Here is an 18,376-nt window from a genome sequence, read left to right on the forward strand (position 1 = left end):
GTGGGTCAGGTCCAAGCCAAGGTCGGTCTGTTTCATGCCGTCATTGTCTCGACTGCGTGACCACCACGCCAGTGGGCGGTGGCTTTTTGAACACCATCCTTAGGAATATTGTGCAGAACGCTTTGCCGGTTTTACTCGCGACCGAGCAGACCCGCTTGGATGCGCCGGGCTGCTGAAGCCTGAAACGGTCTCAGGTTCCGTTTCAGCGCTTGAGGTTTTCCCACTGCAACACGGCACCCGCCGGGGTGTCGGCGCGCAGGCGCTGGCCGATGACGGCATCCAGCTCGGCGGCGGGAATGCCGCTGGCGGGGCGGCGCAGTTGCAGGTGTTCGCGCTGCAACACGGCGCCTGCGGGCAGGGCCGTGGACAGCACCACGCTGCGGCGGGCCACGGCGCGCACGTCGATCTCGTCAGGCCGCGGGGCCTTGATGCCGTCGCCCAGCATGGCTTCGATGCGGCGGATGTCGCGCGCCAGTGCGGCGAACTCGGCCGGTTCGCTCGAGGCGCGGTGGTCGGGGCCGGGCAGCTTGCGGTCGAGGGTGATGTGCTTTTCGATCACGCAGGCGCCCAGGGCCACGGCGGCAAGCGCGGCGGCATTGCCCAGGCTGTGGTCGGAATAGCCGGTGGGCAGGCCTGTCTCAGTGCCCAGGGTGGCGATGGCGCGCAGATTGAGCGCCTCATCCGGCGCGGGGTAGGCGGAGGTGCATTGCAGCAGGGTGAGCGCAGAGGCCCCCACGCTCGTGCTTTGGCCTCGCTGCCCCCCGAGGGGGCTGACCCCGCCTTGGGGCGGCCCGGCGGCGGGGTCAGGCGTGTCTTCGCAGGGGTGTGAACCATAGTGCGCCCACGCCGCCCGTACCCAGCCGACGGCCTGCTTGACTTCTTCCAGCGTGGCCATGCCGGTGGAGAGAATGAGCGGCAAGCCGGTGGCGGCAGCCTTGGCGAGCAGCGGGCGATTGACGATTTCGCCGGACGAAATTTTCAGCCGCCGCACGCCCAAGCTGACCAGCAGATCGACCGCGTCTTCCGAGAACGGGGTGGACATGAACTCGATGCCCAACCGTGCGCAATGGGCAGCGACGATCTGGTGCTGCTCGGCGCTGAGTTCGAGCTTGCGCAGCATGGCGAATTGGTCGGTCTCGCCGGTGGCGCCTTGCTGGTAGGCGGCGGTGGCGGTGCCGGGCAGCGCGAGGTCTTCGGCGCGGAAGGTCTGAAACTTGACTGCGTCGGCCCCGGCGGCGCGGGCGGCTTCGACCAGTTGCAGCGCGAGGTCGAGTTGGCCGTTGTGGTTGACACCGGCTTCGGCAATGAGAAAGACGCGGTTGTTGGGCATGTCAGTTCCGCGCGGCCGTTCCGAAGGGACTGACACCCCCTCGGGGAGAGGCGAGCGTCGCGAGTCAGGGGGTTGTTTCATTCTAGGTTCCGGAGTTCTGCCGGGCATAGTGCCACTCGGCCAGGGCGAAGTCGTCGGCGGTGTCGATATCCACCGAGCGTTGCGGCGGCATGGCGTAAGCCGCTACGGGCACGCTCCACAGGCCGTGCTGCGCGGCGTGAGCCAGGGCTTCGCGTCGCCAGACATAGATCGAGCCATTGAGCGCCCAGACTTTGGGCGCGCTCTGGCGGGCGGTGAGGCCGCCGCCCTTGCTGATGCTGACGCTGCCGTCGGGCTGCTCTTCGACGAGGTTGAAATAGGGGTTGAAGCCGCTGTCGAACACGCTGAGCACCAGCCCCGGCGCTTCGGGGGCGTCGGCGCGGGCGAGGCAGCCGTCAAGGTCTTCTGGGGTACGCAGCGGCGAGGTGGGTTGCAGATCGACGATGCGGGTGATGGTCTGACCCTGCGCTTCGAGATAGGCCACGAGGTGTTGGATGACCGGAAGCTTGGGGGTGTCGTCGCGCGCCAGTTCCGCCGGGCGCAGATAAGGCACCACGGCGCCTGCCTCGCGGGCGATGTGCGCAATCTCTGGGTCGTCGGTGGACACATACACGGCGCTAATGGCGGGGTGCACCAGCGCAAAGCGGATGCTGTGCGCGATGAGCGGCAGGCCCGCGAAGGGCAGGATGTTCTTGCCCGGCAGCCCTTTGCTGCCGCCGCGGGCGCAGATCGTGGCGATGGTGGTCATGGGCTCAGGCCGGGGTGGTTGGGGTGAGGTGTGGATGGGCTGCGAGCAGGGCCAGCGCCTGCTCGCTCACTTGGTCGGCGGCGGTGTTGGGCGCCCCCACGCTCGGGTTTTGCCCTCGCTGCCCCCCGAGGGGGTCATCCCCACCCCGGCCCTGCCCACAAGTGGAGAGGGAGCGGCCACTCCTCCCCCACGGCGTGGGGGAGGTTGGGAGGGGGAGACGCCCGCCTTGGAGCGGCCCGGCGGCGGGGCCGTCGCGGACGGCTGCGCGCTTCATGCTGGGCTGCGCGAGCAGGGGGGACAGCGTCTGCGGCAGATCGGTCAGGTGACACGCGGCATCGGCCACGCCCAGCGCGAGATAAGGCATCGCGGGCGCGGCGATGGAATCGAGCAGTTGCAGCACGCGCCTGCCCGCCAGATGGGCTTCGAGGGCGACGGTGGAGGTGCCGGTGATGACCGCGTCCACCGCGTGCAGCAGCGGGTGCAGCGGCTCGGACGGTAGGGACAGGCGGAGTTGCGGATCATTGCCCAGCGCAGGGGCGGGCTGCGAAGGGTGTGGCCTCACGATGAGGGTCCAGTCGGGATGCGCGCGTGCACTGTCGATGCAGGCCTGCAGCACGCGTTCGGGCAGGCGTGGGTCGCCCTGGCGGCCGGGCGAAGCCGGGTGCGTGGCGGGCTCGGGTTGCAGCGCAAGCAGGATGAGGCGTTGAGGTGGAGCACCCAACTCGGCGCGCAATGCAAGACCGGCCGCGCGCGTTTGCGGGGCATTGAGGGCGTCGAAGGCCGGGTTGCCGGTGATGGCGATGCACTCGGGCGGCCATCCGGCCCGGACGAGGTTGTCGCGCGCGGCCTCGGACAACACGCAGACCCGGCTGGGATAGCGCTTGCGCGCGGCGAAAGCATCGCCCGGCAAGGCGAACAGGTCGAGCATGACCAGGCTGGGAATACCGGCCTCAGTGGCGGCATCGACCGCGGCAGATTCGCTGCGCGGCGAATTGGTCGCCAGCACTAGATCGGGCTGCAGATGGGCAACGATGCGGCGAAAGAAGTGCAGCGGGTGGAAGCCTTGCCGACCTTTCGCCGCGAGCAGCGCATCGGCTGCGGCAACGCCGAGTTGCTGCCGCAGATCCCAGGCGTTGATGCCCAGATACGCCACGGTTTCGGCTTCAAGAATGTCGGGATGGGTGTTGCCCGGCAACAGCGCGCGGCCCAATGCCAGGGACTGAGCTTGTTCTTCGGGCGACAGCAAGTGCAGCAGATCGGCGTAGCCCAGCGGCGACTCACCCGCATCGCGCGCCACGCGGGCCGCGGTGGTTAGGGCCAGCAGGGTGATGTCGAGATCGGGCTGCCGTGAGCGCAGGACGCGCAGCACCGGCAGCATCATGGCGATGTGGCCGCCGCCGTAGGCCACGGCGAGGATGCGCTGCGCCCGGCTCATGCGGGAAGCTCGGGCTCGAATTGCTGCGCCCATAGCTCCAGCGCGGCCAGCGCGCGCAGTTCGCGGGTGTGGTTCGCCGCGCCCGAGACATGGTCGTCGAACAGCTTGCGTACCGTGTCGGCTTCGAACAGCCGCGCGCCGATCGCGTTCGGGGCAAACAGCAGCGCGGCCAGCCAGGCCTTGCGCGGCCCGCGGAACCATTCGCCGATGGGAACGGTGAACATCTGCTTCTTGCGGTGTGCGAGGTCGGCGCCGATGAGGGGCTCAACCGCGCGCTTGAACCAGTGCTTCTTGTCGCCGTCCTTCAGCTTGGTGTCGCCAGGGGCGCGGAAGGCGAACTCCATCAGGCGCCAATCGAGAAAGGGCGTGCGCGCCTCCAGCGACACCGACATGCCCATGCGGTCGGGCTTGACCAGGTTGTTGCCGGGCAGCAGCAACATCATGTCCAGAAACAGCATCTGGTTGACGCGGTCGAAGTGCGTGGCCTGCTCGAACCAGGGCGCGGCCACGTCGCGCACGCTGTCCACATCGGCCAGCTTGGCGCGCAGCCAGGGCTGCAGCAGCGCCGCGCGGGCCTGCGCGCCGAACAGGCCGGTGTGCTCCACATAGTGCTGGGCGAAGTCGGCCGCGGGCAGGTCGCGCAGCGCGGGGTCGGCCATGAAGCTGGCGTATTTGTCATAGCCGGCGAACAGCTCGTCGCCGCCGTCGCCGGTGAGCACGACTTTCACATCCTGAACGGCGAGTTGGCTGACGCTGCGCGTGGGCATGAACGAGGCGTCGCCGTGCGGCTGGTCGCAGTGCCACAGCACGCGGGCCCAGTCGTCGAGCATGTCGGGCTGCACGATGCGCTCGCGGTGCGTGGCGCCGAAGCGCTGCGCGGCTTCGCGTGCGTAGGGCGATTCGTCGAAGCGCGGATCGGGAAAGCCGATGCAGAAGGTGCGCGCAGGTTCGCGCACATGCCGCGCCATCAGCGCCACGACGGTGCTGGAATCGACCCCGCCCGAGAGAAAGGCGCCGAAGGGCACATCGGCACGCAGCCGCAGCTTCACTGCGTCGTCGATCAGATCGAGGAATTCTTCCTGCCACGCGGTGAAGGTCTGCGACGCGGGTGTCTGCTCCGCCAGGCTCCACCAGCGGCGGGTGTGGCTGCCGCTGCCTTCGACGGTGAGCACCATGCCCGGCATGACGTGACGCACGCCCGCGAACAGGGTGAAGGGCGGCGGAACGTAGTTGTAGGCGAGGTAGTGCTGCAGCGCGGGCAGATCGAGCGCGGGACGGCCCGGCAGCGCGGCGAGCACGGCCTTGATCTCGGAGCCGAACAGTACCTGCCGGCCGTCGTCGTGCACGAACAGCGGCTTGACGCCGATGCGGTCGCGCACCAGATGCAGCCGTGGGTTTTCGGCATCGCGCCCGTCCCAGATGGCGATGGCGAACATGCCGTTGAGCCGCGGCAGGAAGCCCAGCCCTTCGCGCTCATACAGTCGCAGCAAGACCTCGGTATCGCTGTGATCGGAGTGGAAGCGCACGCCCCGGCGCTGCGCCTCAGCGCGCAGTTCCACATGGTTGAAAATCTCGCCGTTCTGCACCAGGGCGATGCGCCCGTCGTCGCTGACGAAGGGCTGGTGACCACCGGCGAGGTCGATGATGGAGAGCCTTCGGTTGCCAATCGTCACGCCTGGAGCGGTGAAGGCGCCGCTGTCATCCGGCCCGCGATGAACCAGGCTGGAGTCCATCGCGGCGAGGGTTTGCTCACTCAGGTTCCGGCCGGTCCGGTCGAAAAATCCATAAATTCCACACATGGCGGGATTGTCGCGCTTTGACGGCGCGGGTCAGTTGGCGTTGCGCCGGAACAGTTGCACCACGGTGAGGCCGATGATGCGCAGATCGACCAGCAGACCGTGGTGTCGTGCGTAGTCGAGATCGGCCTGCAGCCGTTGCTGCGGCGTGGCGCTGGAGCGGTAGAGGGCCTGCGCCAGCCCGGTGATGCCGGGGCGCACGCGGTGGCGCAGCGCCCATTGATCTTCGGTGTAGTTGCTGCGCTGCGCCGGCACATCGGGGCGCGGGCCGACCAGGCTCATGTCGCCGCGCAACACGTTAAGCAGTTGCGGCAATTCGTCCACGCTGCTGCGCCGCAGGAAGCGGCCGACGCGGGTGATGCGGGGATCATTCTGCCTCGTGTTGTAGGGGCCGCGTTGCGACGCGTCCACCACCATGCTGCGGAATTTGTAGAGCTGAAAGGGCTGCGTCCCACGTCCCACGCGGGTCTGGGCGAACAGCACCGGGCGGCCGGAGTCCAGCCACACGGCCAGCGCCGCCGCGACCATCAGCGGCGAGAGTAGCAACAGCGCCAGCAGCGCCAACAAGATGTCGAACAGACGTTTGGCCACGGAGGTTCAGCGCGGCGTCAACGTTGGCCCAGACTCTGGGCGACGCGGGTGATGAGGTCGATGGCCAGCAGCCGGTCGTTCTCGATCTCAGCGGGCTCTCGCTGCGCCAGCACCTGCACGGCATGATGCAGACGATGGATTTCAGCGGCGTAGATGGCCCGCCAGTCGGAATCGGGGGCTTCGATGCGCTCGCGGTTGAAGGTGCGCGACAGAATCACGCTGGTCGAACCCAACCGCAGATGCTCACCCAGCACCACGCGCCCGGGCAGCAGGCCTTCGTCCAGCCGGGCGATGCCGCCGAAGCCGAAGCGTTTGCCCTGCTGCTGCGCCACGGCGGCGACGCGATCGACCACGCCGCCCGCCAGCGGCTGGAACATGAAGCGCAGGCCCAGTTCGCGGTGCAGATCGTTGAGGCCGACGTAGATTTCGTCCAGCCCTTCCAACTCCGCCCACTGCGGCAGGCTTTGCAGCGCGTCGCGGGTTTCGAGCAGGGCGATGGTCTGGGCACGGCCGGCCACCAGGGCGACGAACTGAGCCACGGCGTCGGCACTGCGGAACATCGGCAGCATGAGGTGGCTGGCGCCGCTGGCGATGGCCTGATCGATCTCGTTGGCGCTGGCCTCATGCAGGGGATTGATGCGCACGATCAACGCCGCTTTCGGCACGGCCTGACGCACGCGGGCCACGTCCTGCGGCACATGATCGGAAATGAAGGTGCCCAAGCCGCCCTGGCGCTCCTGCTTGCCGTGCTGCTCCAGGTCGACCATGATCCGCGTCACGCCGCAGCTCACGGCGAAAGCGGCAAAGTCGGGATCGTTGGTGATTTGGATGAGGTCCATCTTGAGCAAGGTTCAGGCAGCGCGGCGCAGCCGACGGGAAGTGTAGCGATCGCGCACCAGCCGTCCCAGCGGATCGAAGCGCAGCAAGGCCCACACGCCGGCGGCGAACAGCACCGCGGCCAAGGCCAGATCCAGCGCCCAGGGCAGCGGCGTTGATCGCAGCGCAGCGCCTGTCGTCGCCAGCACCAGCAGCGCCGCCAGCAACACACCCGCGTTGCGCCACTGCGCATCGGCCTGATGCCGCGCCAGCCGCCACCACAGCACCGCGGTGGCCGTCCCCCAGGCAGCGCCATACGCTGCCAAGCCGCGCCAAGACGTGACCGGCAGTAGGGCGCCGACGAGGGCGAGCGCGGCGAGCCCCGCGCCGTAACCCAGCACCTGATCGGCGATACGACGGTGGCTGTTCAGCCGCGTGGCCAGCACCAGTTGCGCGGCCTGCAGCGGCAACAGCAGCAAGATCCAGCGCATGGCTTCGGTGACCTGCTGCTGGGCCTCGGCGGTCATGCGCCCCCAGCCGAACAGCAGGCGAATGACGCCCGGCGCCGCCACCATGCCCGCCAGCGCGATGAGGGCGGAGAGCCACAGCATCGCCCGCAGCCACTGGCGCGTTTCCAACTGCGCGCGGGCGGAATCGCCCTGGCTTTCCGCAGCGCTCAGACGCGCCAGCGCCAGCGCCGAAGCGACCGCGAAAACGGTATGCAGCGGCAACTCGCCCACCCGCTGCGCATACTGAAACACCCCGAGTTGCCCCGGCCCCGCATCCGACATCAGGGCGCGCGCCGCCAGGGTGTAGAGCACCGTCAGCCCGGAGGCCGCGAGCGCCAGACCGAGCGCGTGCAGGCTGGCGGTGTCCGGCCAGGTGCGGCCCGGTGCGGCAGCAGGCAGCGCGGCGCGGCTGGCCCTGCGCATCAGCAGCAGTCGCGCCAGCGCCGCGATCACCACCCCGCCGGCCACCCAGGCGAACTGGCCGGTTTGCGCCGCAACGATCAGTCCGCCGATCAGTCCGAGGTTGAACACCACCTGACCCGTGTACTGCCACTGCAAGCGCCCCTGGGCCTGCAGCATGGCGTTGCCCACCATCGCCACCGCCCCGGCAGGCAGGGCGACCAGGGCCGACCACCCCAGCGTCTGCGCCGCCAGCGCCGCCTCCGGTGCATTCAGCCCGGGGGCGAGCAGATGCACGATCGCAAGCCGCTCCCACCACACGACCATGCCCGCCAGGATGAACAGCAGGGCGGCCAGCCGCGACCAGCGCGCGCCCTCCGCCGCGATATGCGCCGCGTCGCGCCCGGCCATGCGCGGCACCATCACCGCCGGTATGGCTGCCCCCCACAACAGACTCACCGCAAGATCGGGAAAGGACAGCACCACCAGCGCGGCGTCGGCGTGGCCGCTCAGGCCGAATTGCGTGGCCACCACCACGTCACGCACCAGCCCCAGCAGGCGGCTGGCCGCCAGAAGCAGCAGGCTGAGCGAGAAAATGCGCAACATCGACATGGACGGGCATTGTGCCTGCGACAGCCTCCTAGGCCGATGGGAAACACAAGGGGGCTTTACGCGCTCATCGAAGTATGTCTATAATTTTGGCTCTTTAGCGCCCGTAGCTCAGCTGGATTAGAGTACTTGGCTACGAACCAAGGGGTCGTGGGTTCGAATCCTGCCGGGCGCACCAGTCAAAAGCCGAACGCCTGAACCAGTCCTGGTTCAGGCGTTTTGTTTTGTGCGTCGCTCGGTCAGCGAAGGGGATGCGGCATGGCGACTGAGCATCACTGGTAAAAAGTGAGCAGAGTGAAGAGTCCACAATAACGGCCGTATGACCTGCTCCTGTTCTCTCTGCCCATGACCGACGATATCCGCCCCGGCTTGTTCATTCTGCAGGGCAATCGCCTGGAATTGCTGCGCGATGCCCTGCTGGAATGGCTGGCGCAGCAGCCGCTGGCGCCGCTGGAGGAAGAGGTCATTCTGGTGCAGAGCAATGGCGCTGCGGAGTGGCTGAAAATGGCGCTGGCCGCGCAGGGCGGCATTTGCGCCGCTACGCGGGTGGAACTGCCAGGACGGTTTCTGTGGCGCACCTATCGGCAGGTGCTGGGGCGTGCGGCCACGCCGTCGCAATCGCCGCTGGACAAGCCGCTGCTGACCTGGCGCCTGATGCGGCTTTTGGGTGCCCCCATGGCCGAGCTACACCCGGCCCGCCCCCCGTGGGAGTCAAGGAAACTTGGGGCGGCCCAGCGTTTCCTTGAGGGCGGCACGCTCGATGCGGACGTTTGCGCGCCACTGTTGCAATATCTGCAGGGTCAAGACCTGCTGCGCCGCCTGCAGCTGGCGCAGCGTCTGGCCGACCTCTACGACCAGTATCAGATCTACCGCGATGACTGGCTCGACGCCTGGGCACAGGGCCGCGATGTGCTCATCGATGCGCTCGGGCGCGCGACGCCCTTGCCCGAAGATCAACGCTGGCAGGCCTGGCTGTGGCGCCGGGTTCTGGCCGAGCTGAGCGAAGCGGAGCGTCAATCCACCCGTGCGCAGGTGCAGCGCGCCATGCTGCAGGCGCTGAATACGGCCGATATCGCAGCCGACCCGACCCGACCCGCGCTGCCGCGCCGGGTGGTGCTGTTTGGCGCTTCGCATCTGCCGGCCGTGGTGCTCGATGCCCTGGTGGCGCTGTCGCGGTATGTGCAGGTGCTGATCGCGCTGCCCAATCCCTGCCGTTATCACTGGGCCGACATCATCGAGGGCCGCGAGCTGCTGCGCGCGGCACCGGCTCGCAGGCCGCTGCGGGCGGGCGACCTGGCGCAGGTCAGTCTTGAGGCCATGCACGCCCACGCTCACCCGCTACTGGCGGCCTGGGGGCGGCAGGGACGCGATTTCATGCGCCAGCTCGACGCCTTCGACGAGCAGGCGAACGCGGCAGACAGGCCTGGTCTGCCGCGGCACGACCTGTTCGACGACGCGCCCGGTGACACGCTGCTCGAACAGGTGCAGGCCGCCATCCGCGATCTGCTGCCCTTGCCCGAACATCCTCGCCAGCCCATTTCCGCAGCGGATCGTTCGGTGGTGTTTCACATCGGCCACAGTGCGCAGCGCGAAGTCGAAATCCTCCACGACCAGTTGCTGCATCTGCTGGCGCAGCCCGGCGGCGAGCGCCCGCTGCGGCCGCGCGACATCGTGGTGATGACGCCCGACATCGCCCCGTTCGCCCCGGCCATCCGGGCGGTGTTCGGCCAGTATCCGCCGGGGGATGCGCGCTTCATTCCCTTCGACATCGCCGACCTGTCGGCGCGGGCGACCGAACCGCTGTTGCTCGCGCTGGACTGGCTGCTGCGCCTGCCGCAAGAGCGCATTCTGGCCTCCGACATCAGCGCCTTGCTCGATGTACCAGCCATTGCCCGGCGCTTCGGCCTGAGGCCCGAAGACCGGCCAAGGCTGACGCAATGGATCGCCGGCGCGGGCGTGCGCTGGGGGCTGGACGTCGACCATCGCGCCCATCTCGGCCTGGGCGCCTGCGGCGAGCAAAACAGCTGGCGCTTCGGCCTGCGCCGCATGCTGCTGGGCTATGCCGGGGCGGGCGAAGACGGCTTTGAGAACATCGTGCCCTTTGACGAAATCGGCGGGCTGGATGCCGCCCTCGTCGGGCCGCTGGCCGATCTGCTCGACGTGCTGCAAGCCTGGTGGCGCACGGCCCTGCAAAACGCCACGCCGAGCCAGTGGGCGCAACACGCGCGCGATCTGCTCGACGCCATCAGTCTGCCGCAAGATCTGCGCGAGCGCGAAACCCGCGCCCGTCTCGACGATGCGCTCTCCACCTGGCTCGACCATTGCGCCGCCGCGCAGTTCGACGAAGCCGTGCCGCTGCAGGTGCTGCGCGAGAGCTGGCTGAGCGGGCTGGACGAGGCCGCGGGCAGCGGACGCTTTCTCGCCGGTGGGGTGACCTTCTGCACCCTGATGCCGCTGCGCGCCATTCCCTTCGAAGTCGTCTGCCTGCTGGGCATGAACGAGGGTGACTATCCGCGCCGCAGCCCGCGCAGCGACTTTGATCTGCTGCATCAGCCCGGGCAATACCGGCCCGGAGATCGTGCCCGGCGCGAAGACGATCGCTACCTCATGCTCGAAGCGCTGCTGTCGGCGCGGCGCATGCTCTATGTGAGCTGGGCCGGGCGTAGCCCGCGCGACAACACCGAGCAGCCGCCGTCGGTGCTGGTGGCTCAGTTGCGCGACTACCTCGCCGCGGGTTGGCAGGGCGAAGGGCAGCGCGATCTGCTCGCGCAGCGCACCACCGTCCATCCCCTGCAACCCTTCAGCCGCCGCTACTTCGAGGGCGACGCCGCGCTGTTCACCTATGCCCGCGAGTGGCGGCAGGCGCATGGCGGCGTGGCCGAGAACGGGACCGGGAACGGAAATGGGCCGATGCCGTTCGAGCCGCTCACCGAACCGCTGGGTCTGCAGCAACTGGCCCGCTTCCTGAAAAATCCGGTCAAGGCGTTTTTCCGCACCCGGCTCGACGTGGTGTTCGACGAACTGCAGACGCAGGACGACGACGAGGTCTTCGCGCTCGACGGGCTCGACCGCCACAGCCTGCTCAGCCACTTGATCGACGATCCGCAGGCCGCCGTGGATGAAGGCATCGAGGCGGCCCTCGCGCGCCGGGTGCGTCAGTTGCAGGGCAGCGGGGCGCTGCCCATGCGGGCGCTGGGCAGCAGAGTGGCGCAAGGTCTGGAGCAAGAGGCGTTGCCGCTTTTGCGCAGTTGGTCCGACTTGGCACAGACCTATCCGCAGGCGGTGGACAAGCGGGCGTTGATTGTCGAGCACCAAGACCTGCGGCTGGACGACTGGCTCGACGGCCTGCGCACAGGCGGCCAAAGCCCGATCTGGATGCAGCTCAGCGCTTCAAGGTTGAGCGATGGCAAAGCGCAGGCGCGCGCCGAAAAGCTGATCGACGCCTGGGTGCGGCAGTTGGCGGCCAGCGCCTGCGGTCATGCGGTGCAGGGCGTGCTCATTGGCGTCGATGCGCGGGTGGATCTGCCGCCGCTGCCTCCGGCTGAAGCCAGAGATCACCTTCACACCCTGCTGGCCGCCTCGCAAGAGGGCATGCGCCGCCCGCTGCCGTTCACCGCCCGCACCGCCTTGGCCGAGCTGAAAAATGGCAAGGGGCAAGAAGCCTATGAGGGCGGCTATTCCACCTCAGGCGAAGTCGAGGAGCCCTGCCTCGCCCGCACCTTCCCCGACTTTGCCAGCCTGAGCGCCGATGGGCGCTTCAAGACTTACCTAGCCGAGCTGTTCCAGCCCTTGTTCGACTGGGCGGCGCAGGCCGTTGTCATCCGCCACGGCCAGACGCCCGCTGCGGGCACGAAAGAAGCCGCATGACCGCCATCCCGGATCCCCTCGATGCCCTGACCTTGCCCCTGCAGGGCAGCCGCCTGATCGAAGCCAGCGCGGGCACCGGCAAGACCTGGACCATCGCCGCGCTCTACCTGCGCCTGGTGCTGGGCCACGGCGACGAAGCTAGCGCGTTTGCCCGCCCGCTGAGTCCCGAGCAGATTCTGGTGATGACCTTCACCCGCGCCGCCACGCGCGAACTGGCCGAGCGCATACGGGCGCGTCTGGTGGAGGCGGCGCAGTGCTTTCAGGGCGCCATTGCACCCAAGGCGGACGATGAATTTCTGCTGCGCCTGCTGGACAGCTATCCACCGGGAAGTGCGCGGCAGACCGCCGCCTGGCGCCTGGCGATGGCGGCACAGGCGATGGATGACGCGGCCGTGTTCACCATCGACGCCTGGTGCCAGCGCATGCTGCGCGAACACGCCTTCGACAGCGGTCATTCCTTCGACGAAGACCTGCTGGCCGACGAAGGCGAACTCACCACGCAGGCGGTGCACGACTTCTGGCGGCAGCAGGTCTATCCGCTTTCTGGCGCGGCGCTGGACGGTGTGCTGCAGGTGTGGCCGGACGTCGGCGCGCTGGAGGGTGAAGTGAAATCGCGGCTACGCGCAGCCCAGGCCGGGGCGCCGCCGGTCGCTGACAAGGACGACTCGCTGCTCGATCTCTGGCAGCGGCTGGGCGAGCCGCAGCAGGCGCAGGTGAGCACGCTCAAGGCGCAATGGGCCGAGCGTATCGCGAGCATGCGGCAATGGCTGTGTGCGCTGGTGCAGTCCGAGGCCAACCCGCTGAGCAAGAACAAATATGGTTTGAAAAGCGTTTGCGGCTGGTTTGACGCGCTGCAAACCTGGCTGGATGACCCCGCGCAGCAGCAGCCCGATCTCGACGATAAAGCTTGGGCCAAGCTCACGCCCGACGGCTTGCGCGCTGGCTGCAACCAGGGCAAGCAGGTGGAGCCGCCAGCGGTGTTCAACGAGGTCGAGACGCTGCGCGCGGCGCTGGCCGATCTGGCGGACCTCGTTCCCGAGCTGCAGACCTATGCGGCCGCTCAGGTCGATGCGCGTCTGCGGGCGCTCAAAGCGGCCAGCGGCCAATTCAGTTTTCACGACCAGCTCGAACGTCTCGATGCGGCGCTGGCCGGGCCGCAGGGCGAGCGGCTGCGCTCGCGCATTCTGGAGCAATATCCCGTTGCGCTCATCGACGAATTTCAGGACACCTCGGCGCTGCAGTTCAGCATGTTCAATCGCCTCTACGGCATCACCACGGCGCAGACCACGCACAGCGCCGTGCTGCTCATCGGCGATCCCAAGCAGTCGATCTACGCTTTTCGCGGCGCGGATATCGCCAGCTATCTGCGCGCGCGGCAGGCTACGCAGGGGCGGCACTCAGCGCTGCAGACCAACTACCGCTCGACCGCGGAGGTGGTGCACAGCGTCAACCAACTGTTCGAGCGGCGCGAACAGTCCGCGGGCGCGGGCGCTTTTCTGTACCGGGGCGATAAGGCGTCTGACGCGGACAACCCCGTGCCCTTCATCTCGGTCGGTGCGCGCGGGCGGGCCGAGCAATTGATTTGTTCCGAAGGGCTGGTGTTTGCGCTGACCTGCGCCGTGCATCAGGCGCTGGAATCCAAACGCGATGCCCGCGAGCGGTTTGCCGCGCATGCGGCTGCGCGCATCGTCAGTCTGCTCAACGATGTGCAGGCCGGCTTCCGTCAGGCCGACGGGGGCTTCGCGCGTCTGCGCCAGTCTGACATCGCCGTGCTGGTGCGCGATGGCGAAGAGGCTCGCGCCGTGCGCCGCGCGCTTCAGCGCCGGGGCGTGGCTTCGGTTTATCTGTCGGATCGCGATTCGGTGTTTGCCTCACCGGAAGCCGCCGATCTGCTGCGCTGGCTGCGTGCCGTGGCTGAGCCGCGCGACGGGCGTCTGGCCCGCGCCGCATTCGCCGCCCCAACGCTGGGGGCGACGATAGCCGAGCTGGCCGCGCTGGCCACCGATGACGACGTGTTCGAAAACCGGCTGGCTTTGCTGGCCGAACTGCAGACCATCTGGCTGCGTCAGGGGGTATTGCCCATGCTGCGCCAGACGCTGCACCGGCTCGATCTGCCTGCCCGCTGGTTGAGCGAGGAAGACGGCGAGCGCCGCCTGACCAATGTGCTGCATCTGGCCGAACTGCTGCAGACCGCCAGCGGCACACTCGACGGCGAGCAGGCGCTGATTCGCTGGCTGCAGGAGCAAATGGCGGGCCAGTCCACCGAAGAACAGGTAGTGCGGCTGGAAAGCGAGGCTGATCTGGTGCGCGTGGTCACCATCCACAAGTCCAAGGGGCTGGAATATCCGCTGGTGTTTTTGCCGTTTGCCACCGCGTTCAAAGAGGCGAAGGACGGCGCCGACGACCGCGAGCGCCTGCGCGAAGACCTGCGGCTGCTCTATGTGGCGCTGACCCGCGCGCGGCATGCGCTGTGGGTCGGCATCGCCGCGCTGAAAGTCGGCAAAGGGTCGGTCTGCATGCTGCATCGCAGCGCCATCGGCTATCTGCTGGGAGGCGATACGCCGCGCACGGGCACCGCCATTCCCGGCCTGCTGCGTGAGACTTTTGGCGACAGCCCGGCGGTGCAGATCGTCGATGCGGCGCAGGAGACCGAGCTTCAGCGCTTGCAGGCTGCCCACCCCGCCCCGGCCTTGATCGAGCCGCCCAACTATCACGCCCAGTTCGAGCGCAACTGGAGCATCGGCAGCTTCTCCGCGCTGGTGCGCGATCTCACCCCACGCTCGACCCAGCAACCCGCTTTGCAAGCGGCCCTGCAAGACGAACTGTGGGCGACCGAACCGAGCATGGAACAGCCCTCACCTGCAACTCTGCAGCCGTCTGCCGCGCGCCATCGCTTTCCGCGCGGCGCGCTGGCGGGCAAGTTCGTGCATGAACAACTGGCCTGGCTGGGCGAGAACGGTTTCGCCCTTTCAGCCCAGCAAACGCAGGACAGCCTGTTGCAACGCTGCGCCCGGCAGGGTTGGGATGCGCCGCGTTCGGCCGATTTGCTGGAATGGTTGAGCGAAGTGCTGGTCACGCCCTTGCCGCCGCTGGGGGTTGCGCTGCCCGAGATTGGCACGCTACTGGCGGAAATGGAATTCTGGCTGCCGGTCGATCGCGCGCGCGCGGCCGAGATCGACGCCCTGTGCCAGCGGCACATCCTGCCGGGCCGCGCCCGCCCTGAGCTGACCGAGCGCACTCTGCACGGCATGGTGATGGGATTCGCCGATCTGGTGTTCCACCACGCGGGCCGCTACTGGGTGCTCGACTACAAGAGCAATGTCCTCGGCACCGACGACGCCGACTATTCGCAGCAGGCGCTGGAGGCCGCCGTGCTCGAACACCGCTATGACGTGCAATGCGCGCTCTACATGCTGGCCTTGCATCGCCTGCTGCGGGCTCGGCTGCGCACCGCCTACGACCCGCAAACGCAGCTTGGCGGCGCGATTGATCTGTTTTTGCGCGGGGTTCGCGGGCCGCAGTCGGGCTGCGTGCACATTCCGCCCGACGGGGTCTTGCTCGACGCGCTCGACGCCCTTTTTGCGCAGCGCGAGGAGGCCGCATGAGGCCCGCCCCGACCAACGCGCCGAATGCGCCGACCCAGCGCGTTCTCGACGTGCTGCACGACTGGGCAGAGCAAGGCGTGCTGCGGCGGCTGGACGCTGCGCTGGCCCGCTTCCTGGCTGAACTCTGCCCGCAAATGCCGCCAGAACTGGCGGTGGCCGTGGCGCTGCTCGCCGATCTGGAAGGGCGCGGTCATACCTGCGTGCTGCTGGGCGAATTGCCGCAACACCTCATCGCTTTGAAAGAGCGCGCCGCCACGGCGGGCGCGCCTGCCCTGTCGCCCGATGTGCACTGGCCCGACGACGGCGAGCGGCTGCTGCGCGAGTGCCCGGCCGTTTACTGCGAGGGCGAGCCGGACCACGGCGCGCCGCTGGTTTTCTCAAGAGAACGCAGGGCCGCCCCAAGTTCCCTTGACCCCCTCGGGGGGCGGGGCGGGCGTAGCACGACCCTGGGGGCGATGGAGGCAGGACGGCTGTATCTGCGCCGCTACTGGCGAGATGAGAACACCGTGGCCGCGCGGATTCACCAGCGTCTGCAGCATGAAGCCGAGGTCGATGCACCCGCTGCTGCAGCCCTGCTGGCACAGCTTTTCCCGCCTGCCGACGATACGGAAGTGGACTGGCAGAAACTGGCGTGCGCGGTGGCGCTACGCGGACGTTTCACCCTGCTCACCGGCGGTCCCGGTACCGGCAAAACACATACTGCGGCGCGGCTGCTGGCTTTGCTGTGGGCTTTGAGATCCCAGCCCGGCGCGCTGCGCGTGGCGCTGGCGGCCCCCACGGGCAAGGCCGCAGCCCGGCTCAAGCAGTCCATCGACCGCGAGCTCGTCAAGCTCGCCGCCCTCCCCGGCCTGGCCGAACTGTCGCAGCGCCTCGGCCCGGCACGCACCCTGCACAGCCTGCTCGGCGCGCGGCCCGATACCCGCCGCTTCGCCCGCAGCGCCGCGCAGCCCTTGGAGGTGGATGTGCTGCTGGTCGATGAGGCGTCCATGATCCATCTGGAAATGATGGCCGCGCTGCTCGACGCCTTGCCACCCACGGCACGGCTCATTTTGCTGGGCGACAAGGATCAGCTCGCTTCGGTGGAAGCCGGTGCGGTGCTCGGCGAGCTGTGCACCGGGGCGGAACAGGGCCGCTACACGCCGCAAACGGCGCAGGCGCTGCAGGCTCTGTGCGGCGACCGTATTCCTCAGCCCTTCATCGACCCCGCCGGCCCCGCGCTGTTGCAGCGGGTGGTGATGCTGCGCAAAAGTCATCGCTTCGGCGGCGCCATCGGGCAACTGGCCCAGGCGGTGAACGCGGGCGACGCCGAGCGGGCGCAGGCGCTGCTGCAGCAGGCCGACGATGCGGCGGTGCGGCTGTTGCCCTTGCCCCAGTTGCTGGCGACGGTTGCCGCCCCTGTTGCAGCCCCGGCGCTGGTCGATCTTGCGGTGCAGGGCCGCGATGGCGCCAAGGGCTATGCCCACTACGCCGATTTGCTGCGGCAGGGGCCGACGGCTGAGGCAGATTGGGACGCCTGGGCGCAGCGCGTGCTGCAGGCTTTCGATCAGTGCCGCGTGCTGTGCGCGGTGCGCGAAGGGCCTTGGGGCGTGCAGGCGCTGAACGAGGCCATTGCCGCGCGGCTGGACGCGCTCGGCCTGCTGCACGGTCGCGGCGCGTGGTACGCGGGTCGCCCGGTGATGGTCACGCGCAACGATCACGATCTGGGCGTGCTCAACGGCGATGTCGGCATCACCTTGCCGACGGGTACGCAGGGTTTGCGGGTGGTGTTTCTGCAGGGGCAGAGCCTGCGCTCGGTCAGCATCAGTCGTCTGGCCGATGTGCAGACGGCGTTCGCCATGACGGTGCACCAGTCGCAGGGGTCGGAGTTCGATCACACCGTGCTGGTGCTGCCCGAGCGCCACGCCGGGCTCAGCCGCGAGCTGATCTACACCGGCATCACGCGCGCGCGCCGCTTTTTCACCCTGGCCTGCGCAGACACGCAGACGCTGCATGAGGGCATCCAGCGCGTCACGCACCGGGCCAGCGGATTGCTCTCGCGCATCGATAAACTGCCTACATGAACAAAGCCTTTGTCCGCGAACAAACCTCAGACGCCGACGACGACGAGGACGGCGGCGCCCAACTCCCGCCGCTGCCGCCGGGCGGCAAGAATTACCTCACGCCGCAGGGCTATGCCCGGCTGCGCGCCGAACTCAAGACGTTGGTCGAGGATGAGCGCCCGAAGGTCGTCGAGACCGTGTCGTGGGCGGCGAAGAACGGCGACCGCTCGGAAAACGGCGATTACATCTACGGTAAAAAGCGTCTGCGCGAGATCGACCGGCGCATCCGTTTTCTCACCAAGCGGCTGGACATCGCCGAAGTGGTCGATGCCAGTCTGCAGCACGGCAACGATCAGGTGTTTTTCGGCGCCACCGTGCGCTACGCCGACGACAAGGGGACGGAGCACACCATCACCATCGTCGGCATCGACGAGACCGAGCCGCTGCAGGGCAAGATCAGCTGGATTTCGCCGGTAGCGCGCGCGCTGCTCAAGGCCCGCGAAGGCGACAGCGTGAGCCTGCCGACTCCGGGCGGCATCGCGACGCTGGAAATTCTCGAAGTGACCTACCCGCCTCGCGGCTGAGGTCTGCGC

General features: G+C 68.2%; 11 protein-coding genes and 1 tRNA gene. 5 read left to right on the forward strand and 7 right to left on the reverse strand.

Annotated elements, in window-relative coordinates; genetic code table 11:
• Nucleotides 1-202 precede the first annotated feature (202 nt).
• The 7 genes from neuB to ABT24_RS10875 form a co-directional block, all read right to left on the reverse strand.
• On the reverse strand, nucleotides 203-1,330 hold the full coding sequence (neuB, locus tag ABT24_RS10845) for an N-acetylneuraminate synthase (RefSeq protein WP_276730270.1): 1,128 nt from the start codon (nucleotides 1,328-1,330) through the stop codon (nucleotides 203-205).
• An 82-nt stretch (nucleotides 1,331-1,412) separates the two neighbouring features.
• A complete protein-coding gene (locus tag ABT24_RS10850) occupies nucleotides 1,413-2,117 on the reverse strand; it encodes an acylneuraminate cytidylyltransferase family protein (RefSeq protein ID WP_276730269.1) in 705 nt (234 codons plus the stop codon).
• Nucleotides 2,118-2,121: 4 nt separating this feature from the next.
• Nucleotides 2,122-3,552 (reverse strand): CDP-glycerol glycerophosphotransferase family protein, encoded by a 1,431-nt coding sequence (locus tag ABT24_RS10855; protein ID WP_276730267.1) that lies wholly within the window; start codon nucleotides 3,550-3,552, stop codon nucleotides 2,122-2,124.
• Nucleotides 3,549-5,351 (reverse strand): asparagine synthase (glutamine-hydrolyzing), encoded by a 1,803-nt coding sequence (gene asnB / locus ABT24_RS10860; protein ID WP_276730264.1) that lies wholly within the window; start codon nucleotides 5,349-5,351, stop codon nucleotides 3,549-3,551. Before asnB ends, ABT24_RS10855 begins: the two co-directional genes overlap by 4 nt.
• Nucleotides 5,352-5,381: 30 nt before the next feature.
• On the reverse strand, nucleotides 5,382-5,939 hold the full coding sequence (locus ABT24_RS10865; protein ID WP_276730262.1) for a sugar transferase: 558 nt from the start codon (nucleotides 5,937-5,939) through the stop codon (nucleotides 5,382-5,384).
• 17 nt (nucleotides 5,940-5,956) lie between these two features.
• Entirely contained in the window at nucleotides 5,957-6,778 is an 822-nt protein-coding gene (locus ABT24_RS10870) for an aldolase/citrate lyase family protein (protein ID WP_276730260.1), read from the reverse strand.
• A gap of 12 nt (nucleotides 6,779-6,790) precedes the next feature.
• Nucleotides 6,791-8,275, reverse strand: a complete 1,485-nt coding sequence (locus tag ABT24_RS10875; RefSeq protein ID WP_276730256.1) for a lipid II flippase MurJ — start codon at nucleotides 8,273-8,275, stop codon at nucleotides 6,791-6,793.
• Between the two features lie 97 nt (nucleotides 8,276-8,372).
• On the opposite strand from ABT24_RS10875, the gene ABT24_RS10880 reads away from it, so the two are divergent.
• From ABT24_RS10880 to greB, 5 genes are all read left to right on the forward strand, one after another.
• Nucleotides 8,373-8,450, forward strand: a tRNA-Arg gene (locus ABT24_RS10880).
• A gap of 167 nt (nucleotides 8,451-8,617) precedes the next feature.
• A complete protein-coding gene (gene recC / locus ABT24_RS10885) occupies nucleotides 8,618-12,139 on the forward strand; it encodes an exodeoxyribonuclease V subunit gamma (RefSeq protein ID WP_276730255.1) in 3,522 nt (1,173 codons plus the stop codon).
• The gene (gene recB, locus ABT24_RS10890; RefSeq protein ID WP_286737815.1) at nucleotides 12,136-15,744 is read left to right on the forward strand and encodes an exodeoxyribonuclease V subunit beta; all 3,609 of its coding nucleotides are present in this window, start codon (nucleotides 12,136-12,138) and stop codon (nucleotides 15,742-15,744) included. The genes recC and recB overlap by 4 nt, the downstream gene beginning before the upstream one ends.
• On the forward strand, nucleotides 15,741-17,804 hold the full coding sequence (recD, locus tag ABT24_RS10895; RefSeq protein WP_276730251.1) for an exodeoxyribonuclease V subunit alpha: 2,064 nt from the start codon (nucleotides 15,741-15,743) through the stop codon (nucleotides 17,802-17,804). The genes recB and recD overlap by 4 nt, the downstream gene beginning before the upstream one ends.
• Nucleotides 17,801-18,367, forward strand: a complete 567-nt coding sequence (gene greB / locus ABT24_RS10900; protein WP_156053483.1) for a transcription elongation factor GreB — start codon at nucleotides 17,801-17,803, stop codon at nucleotides 18,365-18,367. The genes recD and greB overlap by 4 nt, the downstream gene beginning before the upstream one ends.
• Nucleotides 18,368-18,376: the final 9 nt, after the last annotated feature.

The organism is Thiomonas sp. SCN 64-16, from assembly GCF_001725585.1.
Lineage (GTDB): Bacteria > Pseudomonadota > Gammaproteobacteria > Burkholderiales > Burkholderiaceae_C > Thiomonas > Thiomonas arsenitoxydans.